Here is an 18,788-nt window from a genome sequence, read left to right as displayed (position 1 = left end):
CAGGCGTGCGTTGATCGGCTAGCGGTCGTCCGGCGTGCGCAGGCCGATCCACTTGTCCTTGACCGCGTTGTAGTGCTCTTCAGGCTTGTACTTTGTCACGTTCAGGCCAAGGCGCTCGACCGACAGACGGCCGGTCGCCTGTAGGATGGCATAGCTCGCTACCACCACGTCGTGGTCGGCGCTGGCAAGATCGATCTTGGCGGTGATGAGGTCGTTCTGGGCGTTCAATACGTCGAGGGTAGTGCGCTGGCCGACATTGCGCTCCTCGATGACGCCGTTCAAGGCAAGCTGCGCGGCTGCGATCGCCTGCCGGTTGGCCGCGACGCTCTGCTGAGCGGCGGTATAAGCGGTCCATGCCGCGGTCACCGCTTGGCGCACCTGGTCGCGGCTGACGTCGACCTTGATCCTAGCCTGGCTGAGCGATTCCTTGGACTGGCGCACCAGTGCTGAAGTGCGGCCACCAGAATAAATGGGCACGGTCAGCGTCGCCCCGATGCTGGCCGAATTGGTTGTGCCTTCCGTTCCCGAGGTGATCACGCCGGGCACGGTGTTGCGATAAGCGCTCGAGACGCCGGCGCTAGCGGAAAGCTGGGGCAGCAGCGCGCCTTCGGCCGATTTCACTGAAAACGCCGCCGCGTCAACAAGATGCTGGGTGGCCAGGATGGCCGGATGCTCGGCTGATGTGATCGCGATTGCCGCATCGAGGCTCGACGGCAGCAATTTTGCCACCGGCGCCGCCGGCCTGAGCTTCCCCGGCTCGTCCCCGACGATCTGGCGATAGCTTGCCGCACTAGCCAGCGCCCGCGCGCGGGCGGCACTCAACTTCGCCACTGCGTTGGCGCGCTGGGCATTGGCCTGCGCGACGTCGGTGCGCGTGCCGTCACCAACCTCGAAGCGCGAACGCGCATCACGCGCCTGTTCGGTCACGGACTGCAAATTCTGCTCCGTCAGCACGGCAACTTGCCGGTCGCGAATTACGTTCATATAGGCCTGGGCCGCGTTGAACAGGGTGTCTTGTTCGGCGTTGCGTAAGCTCTCGACCGAAGCGCCGACCTGCGCTTCGGCGGCCTTGACATTGTTTCTGGTCTGAAAACCGTCGAACAGGGTCTGATCGATTTCGACGCCGAAATTGCCTTTGGTTAGGCGCACGCTCCGGTTCGAGCCGTTGAGGTGGCTGCTGGAATAGTCGATGTCCGCGGAGCCTTTGATGGTCGGACGCCAGCCCGACTTGGCGATGGCCACGCCCTCGTCCGTGACGCGTGTGCCGGCGCGGGTCGAATTCAGCGAAGAATTGTTCTGATAGGCCTTAGATAGGGTTCCGAAGATAGTCTCTGCTGACGCCGTTAACGGCGGCAGCACGGTGGCCGAGCAAAAAATAATGGCAAAAGCGCTGTTGCGTACAGTCGGCACAAACATATCCCTCATTTTATTTCGTCATGGCAACTGCGCCGCGTCGGCGGTCGCGATTAACCAGACGACGCGACGTCTCGTGACCCTTCAGGCTCTATGCTTGCGCATAGAGAGATCCTCCCGAGCGACCTTTTTCATTCCGGTCATTCTGCGTAAAATCGATTGTTTTGATGGAAACGCATCTACATGATGGATATCAACGGACCAACCGCAAGCTGGAGGCATGGCGGTCAGCGTATCGGCGATCGCAATAAAGTTCGCCATCCGGGAGACCGGCATTCGCCTCCGACGGCGGGACTGGTTCGGGAGTCAAGGTCGCCAAAATCACCGAGCGCATTGCCGCCCGCTGGGCCGATTTTCGCAAGATGTCGCAGATGCCTTCAAGCGGGACGGGACAAAGCACGGCAACGCCGCACCGGTCATGCGCAACGCCGATATGCCGCAGGTCTTGCCGACTGGAGTCGCGGTCTTCCCCGGCTGGCAATCGGGCTGCCGACAAGGCGCGCAAGGTCGGTATCCCGGTGTGGCGCTTCGGAGGCGGCAGCGCTTAGCCTTGGCCTTGCACTAAGTGCCGCCGCCAAGAATCTGCGAGCTTCTGCTGGCGATCAGCCAGGTGCGGGGACGCTTCGGCGTAAGTTCACGCTTGGCTGCCCTTCGTGAGCCCAATTCTCACTTCTCGAAGGCGGACCTTGCCTGGCGGGACTCCTGAGCCGAGCCCCCGCCATCTCCGAGACGAAATGGCATCTCCGAAGCCGAGGTTCGGCTGAGATGATGGGACAATCGGCTGCAGCCGTCCGAGCCGTCTCCTGCGGTACGAGCATGCCGTTCGAACTCGGCTTCACGTTCGAATCCAGACACACGGAGGGTTCATAAAAGACCCACGCCCTTGGCGTTTTTGCGCTCTTTGTTCGCCGGTGGCATCCGCGCAAACCACGTTCTGAGATCGGCGGCATCAACGCCTGCATAGAGTTACTCGACGAAGTTTTGAAACACGCGATGCATCTGCGCTTTGCCTAACCTCCGGTCGATGCCAGACGGAGACCTTGGTTTGAACGATCGCGCATCGATGCTGCGCGCACGATTCGGTCGCCATCATCCCAGCCATCGCTTCTTACTTATACCCCGTTGCGGCGCGCTACTGAACGCCGGGTAATCATCTAACTTCTGAAAAAACCGGTGATGTTCTGACGTTGTCGATGAGCCGTGTTTCGCCGAGCCAAGCTGCTGCAAGTAGGCGCGCCGGTCGGTCAAGGCTTGTCATTGGCTGTAGATCTGTTTCCCCGCGAAGCTCCAGGTATTCGATGTCGCGATAGCCTGCAGCCAGAATTGCCGCGCGCGCTTCGGCAAGCGTTGGCAGGACGGGAGAGCCGCGCGCAAGCCGCTCAGCCGTCTCGATCAGGACCAATGCGAGATTTGGGGCAATGGCGCGCTCTGCTGGCGAGAGCCGGAAATTGCGGGACGATAGTGCAAGACCATCGGCTTCGCGGACTGTCGGACAACAGACCACGGTGATCGGAATATCCAGATCCTGGACCATGCGCCTGACAAGCTGAAGCTGCTGGAAATCCTTTTCGCCGAAAAACGCAAAGTCCGCGCCGGTCTGCAAGAAGAGCTTGGCAACGACGGTCGCCACTCCGTCGAAATGCCCAGGCCGGAATGTGCCGCACAGGCCTTGGCTGATGCCGGACACTGACACGGTTGTGGCGAAACCCGCCGGATAAATCTCCACCGCATCCGGCACATAGAGCAGATGCGCGCCCAGTAGCGCGAGCTTTGCCGCATCTTGGCTCTCGGTGCGCGGATAGGCGGCAAGGTCGGCGGCGCTGTTGAACTGCTTGGGGTTGACGAACAGCGTCACGATGATCCGATCGGCCTTCTGAAGCGCTGCTCGCGCAAGGCTCAGATGTCCTTCATGCAATGCCCCCATGGTCGGCACGACGGCGATACTGGCGCCAGAACGGCGCCATTCCGCAGCAATGGTGCGAAGTTCGTCAACAGTGCGAACGATTGGCACACTCATGCGACGTCTCCATTCGACGCGTTGGCGTAGAGATGTTCGGCCGCCGGAAAGCGCCGTTCCCTCGCATCGGCGCCATAAGCGGCAATCGCCGCGTTCGCCTCCGCACCAAGTTTGGCATAGCGCTTGACAAATTTCGGCCGGAAGTCGGCGAACATGCCCGGAATGTCGTCGACCACCAGGATCTTGCCGTCGTAGGTTGGCGAGGCCCCGATGCCGATTGTGGGGATGGCGATCTCTGCAGTGATGCGCCGTGCAAGCGGCTCGGGCACTTTCTCCAGCACCACGGACAAAGCGCCGGCCTCCGTGACCGCACCGGCGTCGCGCCTGATCCGCTCTGCATCGCCTCCCCGCCACTGCACGCGATAGCCTCCGAATGTGTTAGCCTGCGACGTCAGCCGACATGGGCCATCACCGGGACGCCCCGGGCCGTCAGGAAGCGGATGGTTGCTGCCCTGTTCTCGCCGTCGTCGAGCTTCACCGCTGCACAACCGGCCTCTGCCATCAGGCGTGCAGCGTTGCGGAACCCTGCTCCGGCCCCTCCTCGTACGAGCCGAATGGCAGATCGACGACCAAGAGCGCCCGCTCGAGCCCGCACCGCACCGCCTTGCCATGCATGATCACCATATCGAGGGTGACGCCCCAGCGTCGACGACAGGCCGTTCAGCCCCATGCCTACGCTGTCGCCGACAAGACCGATGTCGCATTGTCGATCAGCCAGCTTCGCGATCGGCGTGGAGTATGCCCTCAGGCAGACGAGTGGAGTCTGGCCTTTCCGCAAGCGAATATCCGGCGGTGTAATTGCCTTTGTACCACCAGCTGCGCTCACCCCATGCCTCCTTCCCTTGCGTTACCCACCGCGGGTGTCGCGTTTGGCACACTTTTGTGCAACTGCGAAGAGCTAAAAAATGGCCGTACAGCTGTGCTGTGTTGACGTGCGGGCAGCCACGCTTACACTAAATCGATTCAGGCGCTCCGGGGCTGGGCCAAACACTTTCGCGAACATGGACCATCAGGCAACAGGAACCAGGAAAGACAGAGCCGCCGTCAAGGCTGACGAAGCCAAAGTGGATCTGATCGCCGTTGTCGTTGCCGTAAATGACAGTGAACCCTGTGTCCTCACCATCGGGCAGGCGGATACCCTGCCCTCCGGACCATTTGCGCTTGAGCACCGATCGCCGCAATCCGGTTTACGGGGGTGGGTCGAGCAGCAGACCGGCCACCCGCTGGGGTACATTGAGCAACTCTATACCTTCGCTGATCGGGACCGCATTGGCGCCGAGCGCCAGCAGCGCGTCATCTCCATCAGCTATCTGGCCCTGACCCGCAAGGAACAGGCAACGGGCTCGTCCAAGTGCGGCTGGCAAAGTTGGTATGAATATTTTCCATGGGAGGACCACCGCTCCGGCACGCCGCCGGTGGTGCTGGAAGTTCTGCGACCGCGCCTGATTGAATGGGCAGACGGCGCCAGCGACGCGGCCACGCGACGCGAACGCCGGCAGCGGGCGGCGATAGCCTTCGGCTTCGACGACCGCCATTGGAACGAGGAACTCACGCTTCAACGCTATGAGTTGGTCTACGAAGCACGCCTGGTCCAAGAGGCCGGAAGCGCACGGGACGCGTCGCCGCCTACGCTGGTGCACAGCAAGTCCATGGTCGCCGATCATCGCCGCATCGTGGCGACCGGCATTGCGCGGTTGCGCTCCAAGATCAAATACCGGCCCGTCGTCTTCGAGCTGATGCCGCCGCTCTTCACACTTTTGCAGCTGCAGCGAACTGTAGAGGCGCTCTCCGGCAGGCTCATCAACAAGCCGAACTTTCGCCGGCTCATCGAGCAACAGGAGCTGGTTGAGAAGACTGGGGAGACGACCGCCGAAACCGGGGGCCGGCCGGCGCAGCTCTATCGCTTCCGCCACGCCATTCTCGACGAGAGGCCTGTGGCCGGGACAAAATTGCCGCTCACCCGGGCTTGACATCCTTATAGTCACAACGATTATATGGCTTATAATCATGTAGACTATAACTGGAGGCTCGATGAGCGCCGTCCTGCCTTCGGGCGCGTCCCTGTACGACCGTGTTCGGCGCGTCATCCCCCCGAATGAATGGCCGACCTTTCTGGATGACATCGAGGCAATTCTAGCGCTGAAGCGGGAGCGCGACGCCGTCATCCTGGCGCATAATTACCAAACGCCCGAGATCTTCCATTGCGTCGCCGACATCGTCGGCGACAGCCTGGCGCTTGCCCGCCAAGCGATGTCGACTGAAGCGGACGTGATCGTGCTCGCCGGCGTGCATTTCATGGCCGAGACGGCGAAGCTGCTCAACCCGCAAAAGACGGTGCTCATTCCCGACCTGCGAGCAGGCTGTTCGCTGGCCGACTCGATTACCGCCGAGGATGTCCGTCTGCTGCGACAACGCTATCCGGGCGTGCCGGTCGTCACCTACGTCAACACGTCGGCCGAAGTGAAAGCCGAGTCCGACATCTGCTGTACGTCCGGCAATGCGAAAGCCGTCGTGGAGTCCCTGGGTGTTACTCGGGTCATCATGCTGCCGGACGAATATCTGGCCCAGAATATTGCCGCCCAGACTGAGGTTGAGATCATCGCCTGGAAAGGCCATTGCGAGGTACATGAACGCTTCACGCCGACCGACATCCGCGAGTTGCGCGAAAATCATCCCGGTGTAACGGTGCTGGCGCATCCCGAATGCCCGCCCGACGTGGTGGCTGAAGCCGACTTTTCCGGTTCGACCGCTGCCATGTCCGACTATGTCGAAAGGCAAAAGCCGACACGCGTCGTGCTGATGACGGAATGTTCGATGAGCGACAATGTCGCGGTCGAGCATCCCGAGATCGAGTTCATCCGGCCCTGCAATCTGTGTCCGCATATGAAGCGGATAACGCTCGCCAACATCCGCGCCGCGCTCGAAGAGAACCAGCACGTCGTGACCATCGAGCCCGGGATCGCCGGGCGTGCGCGTCTGGCCGTCGAACGGATGCTCGCCGTATGAGCGCGGCTGTCCGCAGCTTCTTTGGCCGGCCCATCATAATTGGCGGCGGCATTGCCGGATTATTGACCGCGCTTCATCTGGCGCCAGAACCCGTGCTTATTTTGTCCAGGACGCCGCTCGGATCTGAGGCATCGAGCGCGTGGGCGCAGGGCGGGCTGGCTGGGAGCCTCGGTGATGACGATGATCCGGTACTGCATCTCGCCGACACGCTCGCCGCCGGCGATGGGCTGTGCGACGCAGAAATCGCAACCCGCATCCTTCATACGGCCCCTAACGCGATTGAGGCCCTGGCGACCCTTGGGGTCCGCTTCGATCGGACGCCTGAAGGAGCACTGCGCCTTGGATTGGAGGCCGCGCATGGCCGCCGGCGAATCGTTCATGCCGGCGGCGACGGCAGCGGACGTGAGATCATGCGTGCCCTGATCACGGCCGTGCGTTCTATTCCGTCGATTGTGGTTGTAGAGGGCGTGGAGGCGCGCCGGCTGGCGGTGGAGGACAATACGGTCCGGGGCGTTTGGGCAAGCTGTTCGATGAGTCCTGTATTTTTGGGTACGGGGCGGGTCGTCCTCGCGACAGGCGGGATTGGCGGCCTGTTCCACGACTCGACAAATCCGCTCGGTAGCTGCGGACAGGGGGTGGCCCTCGCAGCGCGCGCTGGTGCTGTCCTTGCCGATCTGGAATTCATCCAGTTCCACCCGACCGCGCTTGACGGGCATGGCCGTCCGATGCCGCTCATCAGTGAGGCGGTTCGCGGCGAAGGCGCGACGATTGTCGACGAAACAGGCCGGCGCTTCCTCGAAGACTTGCATGACGCGGAACTTGCGCCCCGCGATGTCTTGACGCGCGCGGTGTGGAACCACCTTGCGAACGGTCACCGCGTTTTTCTCGACGCGCGGCAACGGCCTGGCCCGGAATTCGAGCGACAATTTCCGACAATCTCATCTGCCTGTCGTGGAGTCGGCATCAACCCCGTGCGCGATCTCATTCCCATTCGTCCGGCCCAACACTACCACATGGGTGGAGTGGCCGCGGACGGGTCCGGCCGCACCTCCGTCAAGGGGCTCTGGGCCTGCGGCGAAGTCGCCTCGACCGGACTGCATGGCGCCAACAGGCTCGCCAGCAATTCGTTGACCGAGGCCGTCGTGTGCGCGCGCTGGGTAGCTGAAAGCGTGGCAGGATCTCCGATCGGCGTCAGAACAAGATTGACGGCACGGGAAATTCCGTCTCCCGATCCAATCTCCTTGCGCCCTCTTCTCTCACGCAGCCTTGGCGTGGAACGAGATGGCGAGATCTTGCGCGAGGCGGTGAGCAGATTGCTTCCGCTCGCCAAACGCCACGATGCTGCGTCCGACCCCGCAGCAGTTGGGCTGATGATCGCGATTGCCGCCTTGCAGCGCCGGGAAAGTCGTGGCGCTCACTATCGGACGGACTTTCCCGATCGCGCTGCCATCGCCCGCCGCTCCAGGCTCACGCTCGATGAGGCCTTGGCCACGGCCCGGGCATTCGCATGTTCGCGAACGCTTGAAGAGGTCGAGCAATGAACCTCTCGCCGCTTCCCGCCATCATGCTTGAACCCCTGGTGCGGGCAGCACTTCTGGAAGACCTCGGCCGGGCGGGTGATCTGACGACCGACGCCATCGTGCCGAAGAACCATCATGCGACGACCGTGCTGGTTGCGCGGCAGTCCGGAGTTGTCGCCGGGCTCGATCTAGCCATGCTCGCTTTCCGGCTCATGGACCAAAATGTCGAAATGACCGTGCATCGTGCGGATGGCAGCGAAGTGGCGCAGGGCGAGACCATTGCGTCGGTGAGCGGTCCGGCCGGGGCCATACTCACGGCGGAACGAACGGCACTCAATTTTCTCTGTCACCTGAGCGGCATCGCCACGGCGACGGCATCCCTCGTCGCGGCGGTCCGCGGTCACGGCGCAAAAATCGTCTGCACCCGCAAGACGACGCCGGGATTGCGGGCAGTCGAGAAATACGCCGTGCGCGCCGGCGGCGGCGCCAATCACCGCTTCGGCCTCGACGACGCCATCATGATCAAGGACAACCACATCGCCATCGCCGGCGGAATTCGCACGGCAATCGAGCGGGCGCGACGAAGTGTCGGCCATCTCGTCAAGATCGAAATCGAGGTTGATACGCTGGCCCAATTGGAGGAGGTCCTTGGGTTCGCTCCCGATGCGATCCTCCTCGACAACATGTCGGCCGATGAGCTTCGCCAGGCGGTGCGAATGGTTGCGGGCCAGGCGATCACCGAAGCATCGGGCAGGGTCACGCCCGCGACGGCGCCAGCCATCGCCGCGACCGGTGTCGATCTGATTTCCATCGGCTGGTTGACCCACAGCGCGCCGATCCTCGATATCGGACTTGATCATCGAGCGCCCTGATAACCCACGAGCAAATGGTCAGGATCGATACACATCAACCGGCCTGACTCGGACGACGAAGACACGGCAAGCCAAAAGCTGAGAACTGGACGGACATGCACGACAATCCGACTAAGACGACGCCACCCACGCAATGCGCTGATGGAGGGATGTGGACCCTGGAGAAAGCTCGGGCACTTCACGATGCACCCTTCAACAATCTCCTCTTCCTGGCGCAAACCGTTCACCGCCAGAACTTCGATCCCAACAAGGTCCAGCTCAGCCGGCTTCTCAGCATCAAGACAGGCGGCTGCCCGGAGGATTGCGGCTATTGCAGCCAGTCGGCCCATCACGAAACCGGCCTGAGGGCGTCGAAGCTGATGGAGGTCGACCGCGTCATCGCCGAGGCGACCAAGGCTCGTGACGCGGGCGCCACGCGCTATTGCATGGGTGCTGCCTGGCGAAACCCGAAGGCACGCGACATGGACGCGGTGGTGGCGATGGTCGAAGGCGTCAAGGCGCTGGGCATGGAGACCTGCATGACGCTCGGCATGCTCGATCTTGAGCAGACCGCTCGACTGAAGCAGGCTGGTCTCGACTACTATAACCACAACATCGATACGTCGGAACGCTACTATAGCGAGGTCATCAGCACGCGCAGCTTTGCTGACCGGCTCGATACGCTCGAGCAGGTTCGCCAAGCCGGCATCAGGGTGTGCTGTGGCGGTATTGTCGGCATGGGCGAGGATCCGGTGGACCGGATCGACATGCTGGTCACTTTGGCCAATCTGCCGGAGCATCCCGAAAGCGTCCCGATCAACATGCTGATCCCGATCGCAGGAACGCCGCTGGCCGAAGCCAAGCCGATCGAGCCGATCGAATTCGTGCGCGTGATCGCACTGGCGCGCATCATGATGCCGAAATCACATATCCGCCTTTCCGCCGGCCGCACCGCCATGACCGACGAGATGCAGGCGCTGTGCTTTTTTGCCGGCGCCAATTCGATCTTCGTCGGCGACACGCTGCTGACCGCCGACAATCCCGGCGAGGACAAGGATACCCTTCTGTTCCGGCGCCTCGGCATCGAGCCGATGGAACTCGAGGCGCGATGAACGGGGCACCGCTGGCCCGGTACGAGGCGACCTTGCAGGGACTGGCGCGCAAGGACCGGCTGCGGACGCTTGCGCCCCGCGCCGGGCTCGACTTCTCGTCGAACGACTATCTCGGGCTTGCCGCCTCCAGGAGACTGGGCGATGCGGTTGCTGCAGCCATTGCGCGAGGCACGCCGGTTGGCGCCACCGGGTCGCGGCTGTTGCGCGGCAATGCGCCGGAGTATGAGCAGCTGGAGGCAGACGCGGCGGCGTTCTTCGGGGCCGACCGCGCGCTGTTCTTCGGCAGCGGCTACATCGCCAACTTCGCTCTCCTGACCGCCCTGCCGCAGAAGGGCGACCTTTTGGTCCTCGACGAGCTCGCTCATGCCAGCATGCATCAGGGGGCCCAGGCCGGCCGCGCCGAGTTCAAGCTCGCCGCGCACAACGACGTCGACGCTGTCGAGGATGCGATCACGCGCTGGCGCGCCGAAGGCGGCACGGGGCGCGTCTGGATTGCGGTCGAAAGCCTCTACAGTATGGATGGCGACCGCGCACCGATGGCCAGCCTGATGGCGCTTGCGGATCGGCACGAGGCATTCATTGTCGTCGACGAAGCGCATGCCACCGGCGTCTGGGGACCGGACGGCCGCGGCCTCGCCGCCGCGTTCGAGGGCCGCGACAACATCGTCGCACTCCACACATGCGGCAAGGCGCTCGGCGCGTCCGGCGCGCTGGTCACCGGACCGCGAACGCTGTGCGACTATCTCGTCAACCGATGCCGGCCATTCATCTACGCCACCGCACCGTCGCCGCTGATGGCAGTGGCAGTGCGCGAAGCGCTGGCAGTGCTCTCCGACGAACCCCTGCGCAGCGTTCAGCTGCACGAACGCGCTGCCTTCGCCGGCCGTCAATTGGCCGAACGCTGCGGCGTGACGCCGAGCGGATCGCAGATCCAGCCAGTTGTCATCGGCGACGTCAGCCGCACCATGGCGGTGGCGGCGGGCCTGCAGGCGCGCGGCTTCGACATACGCGGCATCCGCCCGCCGACCGTGCCCGAGGGCACGTCCCGTCTGCGCATATCATTGACACTCAACGTCGACGAAGCCGACATTTCGGCCATGGTCGAGGCGCTCGCCGAGGCGTTGGCCTCGGCATGACCATGCGCATCGTCATCACCGGAACAGACACCGGAATTGGCAAGACGGTATTCTCGGCTGGGTTAGCCGGCCTGCTCGACGGCTTCTATTGGAAGCCCGTGCAATCGGGTCTCGACGGCGAGACTGACAGCGAGATTGTTACGCGGCTTGCCGGCCTGCCCGCGGGGCGCGTGCTGCCGGAAGCCTACCGCTTGAACAGCCCACTTTCGCCGCACCGTTCGGCCGAAATCGACGGCATATCGATCAAGGCTGCCGATCTTTCATTTCCGGTCCTGCCGGCGCCGCTCGTGATCGAGGGCGCGGGCGGCCTGATGGTGCCGCTTAACCGACGCACAAGGTTCATCGACATTTTCGAGCAGTGGCGGTTGCCGGTCATTCTGTGCGCCCGCACCACACTCGGCACCATCAACCACACGCTGCTGTCGATCGAAGCCCTGCGCGCCCGCTCCATCCCGCTGGCTGGCATCGCCTTCATCGGCGATGAGATGGCCGATACGCAAAGGACAATCGTGGAATTCGGCGGGGTGCCGGAGCTCGGCAGGCTGCCGCTGCTCGATCCGCTAACGGGCAAGACGCTGCGAGAGGCGATGATTGCCGGCTTCGCCTTCGCCTCGATTACAGGAGGTGACTGATGTCGCAGTCCAGTGTGTGGCATCCCTTCACCCAGCACGCGCTCGAGCCGGCGATCCCAGAAATCGTCCTGACGGAAGGCGCCTATCTCCACAAGGCCGACGGTACGCGCATCCTCGACGCCATCTCTTCCTGGTGGGTGGTCACCCACGGGCACCGCCATCCCCGCATCATGAAGGCGATAGAGACAACCGCGTCGAAACTCGACCAGATCATCTTCGCCGGCTTCACGCACGAGCCGGCCGAACGGCTGGCCGAGGCGCTTGTGAGCCTCGCTCCCTCCGGTCTCGATCGGGTGTTCTATTCCGACAGCGGCTCGACTTGCGTCGAAGTGGCACTGAAGATGGCGCTCGGCTATTTCCGCAACACCGGCCCACCGCGCTCGCGCATCGTCGTCATGGAGCACAGCTATCATGGCGACACGATCGGCACGATGAGCGTCGGTGCCCGCGGTGTGTTCAACGCCGCCTACGAGCCCCTGCTGTTCGAGGTCGACACCATCCCCTTCCCGTCCACGGGACACGAGCAGGAGACGCTCGATCGGTTCGAGGCCGTCAGCCGCGACCGGCGCGCCGCCGCGCTGATTGTCGAGCCGCTGGTGCTTGGCGCCGGCGGCATGCTGATGTATCCGGCCTGGGTTCTGGCCGAATTGAAGAAGATTGCCGAAGCCTCCGGCACGCTCCTGATCGCCGACGAGGTGATGACCGGCTGGGGGCGCACCGGGACCATGTTCGCCTGCGAGCAGGCGTCCATCTCTCCGGATATCCTGTGCACCTCGAAAGGCTTGACAGGCGGTGCCATCCCGCTGGCGGCAACGCTTGCCACCGACGCCATATTCCAGGCTCACTATTCCGAGGACCGGAAGAAGACCTTCTTTCATTCGAGCTCCTACACCGCCAATCCGATTGCCTGCGCGGCCGCACTCGCCAATGTCGAGATCTGGCAGGACGAGCCGGTGACTGACCGGATCGCGGCCTTGAGCGCGAGGCAGGCCGCCGGGCTTCAACGCTTTCGCGACAATTCCTGCTTCACCGACAGCCGGGTGACCGGCACGATCGCGGCCATCGATCTGCGCACAGGCTCAGCCGGCTATCTGGCCGAGATCGGGCCAAAACTGCGCGCTTTTTTCCTTGAGCGCGGCCTGCTCGTGCGCCCGCTCGGCAATGTCCTCTATCTTCTGCCGCCCTATTGCATCACCGGCGACGAACTGGACGGGCTCTATGATGCCATTGAGGAAGCCGGCGAACGCTTCGGTTCAAGACCATGAGCAGGTCGTCGCGCATTCTCGGGTTTGGTCATCATGCGCCGTCGCGCAAGGTGGAGAACCCGGAAGTCGAAAACCGTCTCGGGCTCGAGCCCGGCTGGATCGAGCGGCGCACCGGGATACGGTCACGCTTCTGGGCAACCGACGAAGACACGCTGTCCGGCCTTGCCGCGCATGCCGGCGACATGGCGCTGACGAATGCCGGCATTGACCGCAGCGACATCGGTCTTTTGTTGCTTGCCACCTCGACGCCCGATCACCTCCTGCCGCCCAGCGCGCCGCTGGTCGCGCATCGGCTGGGGCTCGTCCGCGCCGGCGCGGTCGATCTGACCGGCGCCTGCGCCGGCTTCATCTATGCGCTGATGTTCGCCGACGGATTCACCCGACTTCACGGCAAAGCGAGCCTCGTCGTAGCCGCCAATATCCTCAGCCGCCGCATCAATCCGGCCGAGCGCGCCAGCGCCGTGCTGTTTGCCGATGCCGCCGGCGCCATGGTGATCGGTCCATGCGATGATCCGGACCGAGGCATTCTCGGCGCCTCGGTGGATTCGGACGGCTCGCGCTACGGGTTGATCCAGATCCCTGCTGGAGGAGGCAACACGCCGTTCCACGGCGACCTCGACCTCGCGCAAACTCGAATGACGATCACCGATGGCCGCGAAGTGTTCGCCAAGGCCGTCGAGATGATGACTGCCTGCTCGCAGGACGCGCTCGCAGCAGCCCAGATGCAGCCCCAAGACATCGATCGGTTCGTGCCGCACCAGGCCAATGCTCGCATTTTCGACGCGGTTGGGAGGAACCTCGGCATTGCGGATCATGCGATCGTCAAGACGATCGCCGAATACGGCAACTCTTCCGCAGCGACGATCCCGCTTTCCCTGTCGCTGGCCCATCAGACGCAGCCATTCCGGCAGGACGAGAAAATCCTGCTGGCAGCCGCGGGGGCGGGACTCAGCGGCGGGGCGCTTGTCGTCGGGATCTAGCCGGGCGACGCATGCGCGCAGGACATGAATGGCAATAGGACAAGGGCACCATGCGAAAAATAGTCGCCGGCAAGCTGCACGGCATCCACGTCACCGAAGCGAACCTCAATTACCATGGTTCGATAACGCTGGACCCTGACCACTGCGAAGCAGCAGGAATCCTGCCCATGGAATTCGTGGAAATATGGAACAAGAATTCCGGTGCGCGGATTTCGACCTATGTCATTCTGGGCGAGCGCGGCTCACGATGCTGTATTCTCAACGGAGCGGCGGCCCGCACTTGCCAGCCCGACGACCAGATCATTGTCTGCAGCTCGATCTATCTGGACGAAGCGCACATTACCTCTCTGAAGCCGCGGATCGTCACGTTCGACCAGGACAACAACATACTCGACCGCCTGAGCTACTCCGTCGATCTCGACGCGGATGGCCGCTACACCTTCTCCATCCTTGACGAGGCGGATGAGGCTTTGGCCATTCCTGCCCTGGTCTCCGGGGCGTAACACCCGCCGCATTTGTGACATCAGTGCTCGTCAATTGGTGGCCTGCTGGCAAGGCCGAGCCTGGCTCGTTGGTTATCGGCGAAATTCTCGGCGGGAGACTGTGTCTTGAACCGATGAACTGTCAGTTTGCCGTCCTCCACAATATGAACCACCCATCCCCCACCGCAACGCTTTACGCGCACGTCGTTTGGCTCGCCAGCCACCATTGCCGCCCCTCATTTTCGTCGCCCTGGACCGAGACTGGAAGTCACTCCCTGAACGGCGAAAAACACGGGACCTTACGTTACGTCAAGCACAGATTTTCTGATAGCTGACGCCTTGCCGATTTGACAGCGAAGAGGATTTGGGCACGGAACGTCTGACCGCGCGGCATCTTGCGCTCGTATCGATTTAGATGCCCGGATCTTGAATGTTAATGCAGACTTAACCACCCGCAGCCAATGTGACTGAGGACGCGTATTCAGTCCGAGTAGCACTGCAAAAACTCGCCGCTCGTGCCCAAGAGTGGCGGGTTTTTCGGCTGTGAAACGCTGGCTCGGGAAGGCGGTGCAATCTAATCGCTGCGCCGCGAACAGGTCGCGACCGGCGGGCAGCAGGACATCGTCGGCAAGCCGTGGTTTTCACAGCAGTGCGTCACGATCGCCCTGGTTTTGCCGAGCCGTCATGCGCAGCCATGGCGTTCACGCCGGACTGAATCCGGCGCGCATCTTTCTGCAAAGTCTCAAGAATGGCGATATCAATCGTGTCGAGCGGAATTTTTCGTGAATCCTGCGAATATCTCACTATTTTGCGCAACGATTATCGAAACGCGCCCCTTGGCGCAAGCGCATTCGCAAACACCTGCGCAACGATTCGTGGTTCACTCCACCAACACAGGGAACGAGCCCAAAAGGGCCGGATCAGGAGAAGACAATGCGCGTCGGCTGCCCCAAGAAGGATGAAGCCTATGCACAGCAAAGCTGAACAAAATCCCGCCGCAGGGGATAATCTCCGTGCTCTCGCGCGTGTTGATCTAGCGGCTGCTCACCGGCAGGCCGTGAAGGACGGCTTTGTGGAAGGTATCGACAACCACTTTACGGTGATGGTGCCTGGCCGCAACGATCGTTTCTATCTCAACAAGTTCGGCTTGCATTGGTCGGAGGTGAAAGCGTCGAATCTCATCGAAGTATCCCTCGACGGTGACGTTCTAAGCGGCGAAGGTCCGCCTAACCTTTCCGCGGTCTGCATTCACGCCCCGGTCCACCGGCGCGGCGTCGCTTGTGCACTCCATACGCACATGCCGTACACGACGGCGCTCACACAACTTGAAGACATGACCGCTCGAGCCGTCGAGTCAGAATGGTGCCTTGCTCTATGACAGAATCGCCTGCGACAACGATTACAACGGATGGGCAGAGACTCAGGATGTGGGTGAACGGAACCTCGCGCCTAAGCGAAGCGATTTCCGACGTGAGATTGGTAACGGCGGCACGGTGCTTGGAGAGTTGTTCCCGGACATCGGTCTTGTCCGAATTCACCATCGCAAGTTCGACGGCAAGCGTTTCCAAAGATTGCTTCATATCCGCTACAGCCGGCGTGACACCCTCTAGCCAGCTTTCGCAAACCGGGCATTGCTTGGAATCGTGGTCATCTGCGAGGAGATGCAACGCCGTCAAACGTCGCCGCTGCTCGTTGAGCGCGCTATCGACGACGTTTTGGTCGATCTCAAAACGCTCCAGAGCGTCAATCTCTTTTTTGAGATCTGATCTTTCACGAGTCTTATTCAGTAGCGCAGTATTCATCTGCTTGAGGACGTCAACGTCCTGACCGTCCGCTAATTGGCTACCGGCGAAAAGAGTGGTTTGGAGGGCCGAAGAAACTCTCTCAAGTATCTGTGCCGTCGAGCTCCTAGCTGGGATGTCGGATGTTGCAATCAAACCCAGCCGGGTGCTTTCCGCCACAATTGATACGAGTTCCGTGTCACGATTGGCGGCGATCGATACGCTGCGTTCAAGCGCACGCTCGACCTCTCGCAGTCTCTTCCGCTTATTGCGGAGTTCGGCTTGCTTTTCGATGATGGCAGGGGAGATTGCCCCGAGGTAGTATGGCAACGTATCTCTTATCGTCTGAGCGAGTTCGCTTTGACGATGGAAATACAGGTCCGGGTTGGCGATCTCATTCTGCTTTTGGAAGCTGTAGATAAGACCTGACCGGAAGGTAAGCTTTTGTCGGTCAGCCGTGCCGTCTGCCCGAGGAAGAAGTGTGACTCCCACGCCTAGAACCGATCCGATCTTTTCTACAAGATCATCCCGACGAGCATTCGGCTTCAAATCACTCAGAGGCGGCGTTTCGTGGTCCGGGTTTGGCCGCACGAAGAACTCATTGCTCGCCGTCCTCCCTACGGGGACGCTACGGCGGGCCACGAATAACCTTTCCGCACCAAAATCCAGTTTCAAGGCGAACCATGACACGGCATTCGAGATCACACCTGCCGGGATCTCGAAACGCGATGCTCCAAGACAGTAATCGACGACGCTTAGCAGTGCAGACTTTCCCCGACCGCTTGGGCCAGTGAGAATGTTCACGCGCCCTAGGTCGAACGAGATTTCGTTGATCCTGCCGTCAAGGGAGTAAAGGACCACGCTCTGGATTTGCATTATGGTCTTACTCCTATCAACGCTTGAAGGTCGAGGAAGACTCCATCAAGTCGCTATTGGAGCAGAAACACGAAGTTGCCCGGCTTTCTGGCATGATCGACATGTTCCGCAGGCTCATATCGGTCGACGACGACGAGACACATGTCGCGATGGAACTTGAGAAGGCCTCCTTGGTCACGGACATCGAAGAACTCGAATCAGAGACTAACCTGTCAGACGTACGTGCGAAGACCGCGACCTTCCTCGGCGGTATCGGGCAGCAGATCACCCGCTGGGCTCGCGAGCAACGTCTCGAATACGCGAACGGTTTTCTGACATTTGATCTCCGCGGGCCGAGGCTTATCAGCGAGACTGCAGACGAGACGATTCCGTTTTCGCGCTTTGGCAGCGGACGGAACTGGGTGTGGTATCACTTGCTCGGCCATCTGGCTCTCCACGAATGGTTTGCCTTGAACAAGCGCCCCGTACCTAACTTTTTGATCCTCGACCAGCCGTCACAGGTCTATTTCCCTTCAGCTAACGGGGAGACAGAAGACAATGACTGGATGGAGGTTCGCAAAATCTACGAGTGGCTTTTCGACGTCGTCGAAAAATTTGATGGCCAGATGCAGATTATCGTCACCGACCACGCGAAATTCGAGAACGACTCGCGTTTCACAGACCACCTCAAGCACGACTGGTGGGAGGGAGGATCCCTGGTGCCCCAAGATTGGTTGAAGCAAAACCTACAGTCCTGATGAACCGGCCGACGTCATGGTCGCCACCTGTTGCGCTCCTATGTCCGCGCGACAGGGTGTAGTCGGCGGATTGGTTCATGATGATGTCGTGCATCATTCGATCGTCGTCGGCGATATCCGCCGACGGGAGGCGAATGTCCTCGAGGAGATGCTCGGAAAGCAGCGGGTCTTCGATCGCCCGCCGTGGCCAGGCATTCGCTTCGAGGCCGAGAAGGCGGACGTGCTTCCGCGGTGCGCCCGCCAGATGGCGGGCAGGCCCCCAGACGATGATGTTGCCGGGTTCTTGCCCGTCATCGACACGCAGCGCCCGCAGCGACAATTCGATCGCCTGTGAGGGCGCCATGCGCAAAGCGTCCTGCCACAAGGTCAGCGCCGGCCCGCGCAACAGCCGGCGTCCCGCCCGATCCGATCCGAAATCCCACCAGCGAGGCAGCAATGTCCGCTCGGCAAAGTCGCCGTCAGCCCGCTTGGCGCGTGCGCGCTCGAGGGCATGCTGCCAAAGCCGTGGCGTCGTCAGGGCAGCGCTGCGCCTCAGGCCCTTCGCCCAATCGAGCGGAATGTTCTCGCGCGCCGGAGGGACGCGGGCCAATAAAAGGCGGACCCGCTCCTGGGAAAGACCCCGCAACAGGATGTCGGCGAGCGCTGCGCAGCTCTGGCCTTCGCGGGTCGCCAAAGCCGGAATGCCATGGCTGAAATGCAAGGGGAGCCCCGCCTCACGCGCGAGCACCAGGAATGTGTCGTCCCAGGTTGGGGTCGGAATTAGAGCAGTGCGAAATCGTACGCGGCCTTTATCAACCAAAGACGGCAATATCGTTGTGGTCTAAGGCTTTTCCTGCGATTTCTTTGGGCTGAGCTGAAGGAGGTGAGAATGCCTGAAATGCTTGCAGCGCTTTCCAGCATTCGGACTGTTGAAGAAATGATCGCGGCCTTCCGGGATGAGCAGCATTGCCGTCGGTTGCTGGAAAGCATGGTGTGGCCGG

General features: G+C 61.8%; 18 protein-coding genes and 2 pseudogenes. 14 read left to right on the top strand and 6 right to left on the bottom strand.

Going from position 1 to position 18,788, the window contains the following annotated elements; genetic code table 11:
• Nucleotides 1-18: 18 nt before the first annotated feature.
• Complete coding sequence (locus tag JQK88_RS33725) at nucleotides 19-1,410, bottom strand: TolC family outer membrane protein (RefSeq protein ID WP_203280899.1); 1,392 nt, start codon at nucleotides 1,408-1,410, stop codon at nucleotides 19-21.
• Between the two features lie 320 nt (nucleotides 1,411-1,730).
• Between JQK88_RS33725 and JQK88_RS36695 the strand changes: the two are divergent.
• Nucleotides 1,731-1,961, top strand: a pseudogene (locus JQK88_RS36695) (hypothetical protein); the annotation flags it as partial.
• Between the two features lie 602 nt (nucleotides 1,962-2,563).
• Here JQK88_RS36695 and panC read toward each other — a convergent pair.
• Genes panC through JQK88_RS37850 form a run of 3 tightly spaced genes read right to left on the bottom strand, consistent with a single transcriptional unit; the run spans nucleotide 2,564 to nucleotide 4,256 of the window.
• Complete coding sequence (gene panC, locus JQK88_RS33720) at nucleotides 2,564-3,430, bottom strand: pantoate--beta-alanine ligase (protein ID WP_203280892.1); 867 nt, start codon at nucleotides 3,428-3,430, stop codon at nucleotides 2,564-2,566.
• A complete protein-coding gene (locus JQK88_RS37855; RefSeq protein WP_446669887.1) occupies nucleotides 3,427-3,789 on the bottom strand; it encodes a 3-methyl-2-oxobutanoate hydroxymethyltransferase in 363 nt (120 codons plus the stop codon). Before JQK88_RS37855 ends, panC begins: the two co-directional genes overlap by 4 nt.
• A 32-nt stretch (nucleotides 3,790-3,821) precedes the next feature.
• A complete protein-coding gene (locus JQK88_RS37850; protein WP_446669886.1) occupies nucleotides 3,822-4,256 on the bottom strand; it encodes a 3-methyl-2-oxobutanoate hydroxymethyltransferase in 435 nt (144 codons plus the stop codon).
• 175 nt (nucleotides 4,257-4,431) lie between these two features.
• Here JQK88_RS37850 and JQK88_RS33710 point away from each other — a divergent pair, with 175 nt between their 5' ends.
• The 11 genes from JQK88_RS33710 (at nucleotide 4,432) to JQK88_RS33660 (ending at nucleotide 15,792) form a co-directional block, all read left to right on the top strand.
• Nucleotides 4,432-5,400, top strand: coding sequence for an NUDIX hydrolase (locus JQK88_RS33710; RefSeq protein WP_192247865.1), 969 nt, complete (start codon nucleotides 4,432-4,434; stop codon nucleotides 5,398-5,400).
• Nucleotides 5,401-5,461: 61 nt separating this feature from the next.
• On the top strand, nucleotides 5,462-6,436 hold the full coding sequence (nadA, locus tag JQK88_RS33705; RefSeq protein ID WP_203280891.1) for a quinolinate synthase NadA: 975 nt from the start codon (nucleotides 5,462-5,464) through the stop codon (nucleotides 6,434-6,436).
• Nucleotides 6,433-7,977 carry an L-aspartate oxidase gene (locus JQK88_RS33700; RefSeq protein WP_203280889.1) on the top strand — a complete coding sequence of 515 codons (1,545 nt, stop codon included), beginning with the start codon at nucleotides 6,433-6,435 and terminating at the stop codon, nucleotides 7,975-7,977. Before nadA ends, JQK88_RS33700 begins: the two co-directional genes overlap by 4 nt.
• Entirely contained in the window at nucleotides 7,974-8,828 is an 855-nt protein-coding gene (gene nadC, locus JQK88_RS33695; protein ID WP_203280887.1) for a carboxylating nicotinate-nucleotide diphosphorylase, read from the top strand. The genes JQK88_RS33700 and nadC overlap by 4 nt, the downstream gene beginning before the upstream one ends.
• Nucleotides 8,829-8,923: 95 nt before the next feature.
• Complete coding sequence (gene bioB, locus JQK88_RS33690; protein ID WP_203280885.1) at nucleotides 8,924-9,919, top strand: biotin synthase BioB; 996 nt, start codon at nucleotides 8,924-8,926, stop codon at nucleotides 9,917-9,919.
• Entirely contained in the window at nucleotides 9,916-11,055 is a 1,140-nt protein-coding gene (locus tag JQK88_RS33685) for an 8-amino-7-oxononanoate synthase (protein WP_203280883.1), read from the top strand. The genes bioB and JQK88_RS33685 overlap by 4 nt, the downstream gene beginning before the upstream one ends.
• Nucleotides 11,052-11,687, top strand: a complete 636-nt coding sequence (gene bioD, locus JQK88_RS33680) for a dethiobiotin synthase (RefSeq protein ID WP_192247853.1) — start codon at nucleotides 11,052-11,054, stop codon at nucleotides 11,685-11,687. Before JQK88_RS33685 ends, bioD begins: the two co-directional genes overlap by 4 nt.
• Nucleotides 11,687-12,952, top strand: a complete 1,266-nt coding sequence (locus tag JQK88_RS33675) for an adenosylmethionine--8-amino-7-oxononanoate transaminase (RefSeq protein WP_203280881.1) — start codon at nucleotides 11,687-11,689, stop codon at nucleotides 12,950-12,952. The genes bioD and JQK88_RS33675 overlap by 1 nt, the downstream gene beginning before the upstream one ends.
• Nucleotides 12,949-13,932 carry a 3-oxopimeloyl-[acyl-carrier-protein] synthase BioZ gene (gene bioZ, locus JQK88_RS33670; protein ID WP_120013283.1) on the top strand — a complete coding sequence of 328 codons (984 nt, stop codon included), beginning with the start codon at nucleotides 12,949-12,951 and terminating at the stop codon, nucleotides 13,930-13,932. Before JQK88_RS33675 ends, bioZ begins: the two co-directional genes overlap by 4 nt.
• Nucleotides 13,933-13,982: 50 nt before the next feature.
• On the top strand, nucleotides 13,983-14,435 hold the full coding sequence (gene panD, locus JQK88_RS33665; RefSeq protein WP_203280880.1) for an aspartate 1-decarboxylase: 453 nt from the start codon (nucleotides 13,983-13,985) through the stop codon (nucleotides 14,433-14,435).
• A gap of 946 nt (nucleotides 14,436-15,381) precedes the next feature.
• Nucleotides 15,382-15,792, top strand: a complete 411-nt coding sequence (locus JQK88_RS33660) for a class II aldolase/adducin family protein (RefSeq protein ID WP_203280878.1) — start codon at nucleotides 15,382-15,384, stop codon at nucleotides 15,790-15,792.
• Here the strand turns inward: JQK88_RS33660 and JQK88_RS33655 are convergent.
• Complete coding sequence (locus JQK88_RS33655) at nucleotides 15,731-17,071, bottom strand: hypothetical protein (protein WP_203280876.1); 1,341 nt, start codon at nucleotides 17,069-17,071, stop codon at nucleotides 15,731-15,733. The two genes, JQK88_RS33660 and JQK88_RS33655, sit on opposite strands and share 62 nt — an antisense overlap.
• Before the next feature lie 92 nt (nucleotides 17,072-17,163).
• Here JQK88_RS33655 and JQK88_RS33650 point away from each other — a divergent pair, with 92 nt between their 5' ends.
• Nucleotides 17,164-17,808: a DUF3732 domain-containing protein gene (locus tag JQK88_RS33650; RefSeq protein WP_203280874.1), complete on the top strand. Its 645-nt coding sequence runs from the start codon at nucleotides 17,164-17,166 to the stop codon at nucleotides 17,806-17,808.
• On the opposite strand, the gene JQK88_RS33645 is transcribed toward JQK88_RS33650, so the two are convergent.
• Nucleotides 17,738-18,535 carry a hypothetical protein gene (locus tag JQK88_RS33645; RefSeq protein ID WP_246750167.1) on the bottom strand — a complete coding sequence of 266 codons (798 nt, stop codon included), beginning with the start codon at nucleotides 18,533-18,535 and terminating at the stop codon, nucleotides 17,738-17,740. The two genes, JQK88_RS33650 and JQK88_RS33645, sit on opposite strands and share 71 nt — an antisense overlap.
• 141 nt (nucleotides 18,536-18,676) lie before the next feature.
• On the opposite strand from JQK88_RS33645, the pseudogene JQK88_RS33640 reads away from it, so the two are divergent.
• Nucleotides 18,677-18,788 (top strand): annotated as a pseudogene (locus JQK88_RS33640) (IS1595 family transposase); the annotation flags it as partial.

The sequence above is a fragment of the Mesorhizobium caraganae genome (genome assembly GCF_016836705.1).
Taxonomy (GTDB): Bacteria; Pseudomonadota; Alphaproteobacteria; order Rhizobiales; family Rhizobiaceae; genus Mesorhizobium; species Mesorhizobium caraganae.
This window is presented reverse-complemented; position numbering and strand designations above follow the sequence as displayed.

Excerpts from the sequence above, each read along its gene's own strand:
- bioZ (WP_120013283.1), top strand. The coding sequence starts at position 12,949 with ATGAGCAGGTCGTCGCGCATTCTCGGGTTTGGTCATCATGCGCCGTCG.
- JQK88_RS33685 (WP_203280883.1), top strand. The coding sequence starts at position 9,916 with ATGAACGGGGCACCGCTGGCCCGGTACGAGGCGACCTTGCAGGGACTG.
- JQK88_RS33700 (WP_203280889.1), top strand. The coding sequence starts at position 6,433 with ATGAGCGCGGCTGTCCGCAGCTTCTTTGGCCGGCCCATCATAATTGGC.
- JQK88_RS33660 (WP_203280878.1), top strand. The coding sequence starts at position 15,382 with ATGCACAGCAAAGCTGAACAAAATCCCGCCGCAGGGGATAATCTCCGT.
- nadC (WP_203280887.1), top strand. The coding sequence starts at position 7,974 with ATGAACCTCTCGCCGCTTCCCGCCATCATGCTTGAACCCCTGGTGCGG.
- nadA (WP_203280891.1), top strand. The coding sequence starts at position 5,462 with ATGAGCGCCGTCCTGCCTTCGGGCGCGTCCCTGTACGACCGTGTTCGG.
- bioD (WP_192247853.1), top strand. The coding sequence starts at position 11,052 with ATGACCATGCGCATCGTCATCACCGGAACAGACACCGGAATTGGCAAG.
- bioB (WP_203280885.1), top strand. The coding sequence starts at position 8,924 with ATGCACGACAATCCGACTAAGACGACGCCACCCACGCAATGCGCTGAT.
- JQK88_RS33650 (WP_203280874.1), top strand. The coding sequence starts at position 17,164 with ATGATCGACATGTTCCGCAGGCTCATATCGGTCGACGACGACGAGACA.
- JQK88_RS33655 (WP_203280876.1), bottom strand. The coding sequence starts at position 17,071 with ATGCAAATCCAGAGCGTGGTCCTTTACTCCCTTGACGGCAGGATCAAC.
- JQK88_RS33675 (WP_203280881.1), top strand. The coding sequence starts at position 11,687 with ATGTCGCAGTCCAGTGTGTGGCATCCCTTCACCCAGCACGCGCTCGAG.
- panD (WP_203280880.1), top strand. The coding sequence starts at position 13,983 with ATGCGAAAAATAGTCGCCGGCAAGCTGCACGGCATCCACGTCACCGAA.
- panC (WP_203280892.1), bottom strand. The coding sequence starts at position 3,430 with ATGAGTGTGCCAATCGTTCGCACTGTTGACGAACTTCGCACCATTGCT.
- JQK88_RS33710 (WP_192247865.1), top strand. The coding sequence starts at position 4,432 with ATGGACCATCAGGCAACAGGAACCAGGAAAGACAGAGCCGCCGTCAAG.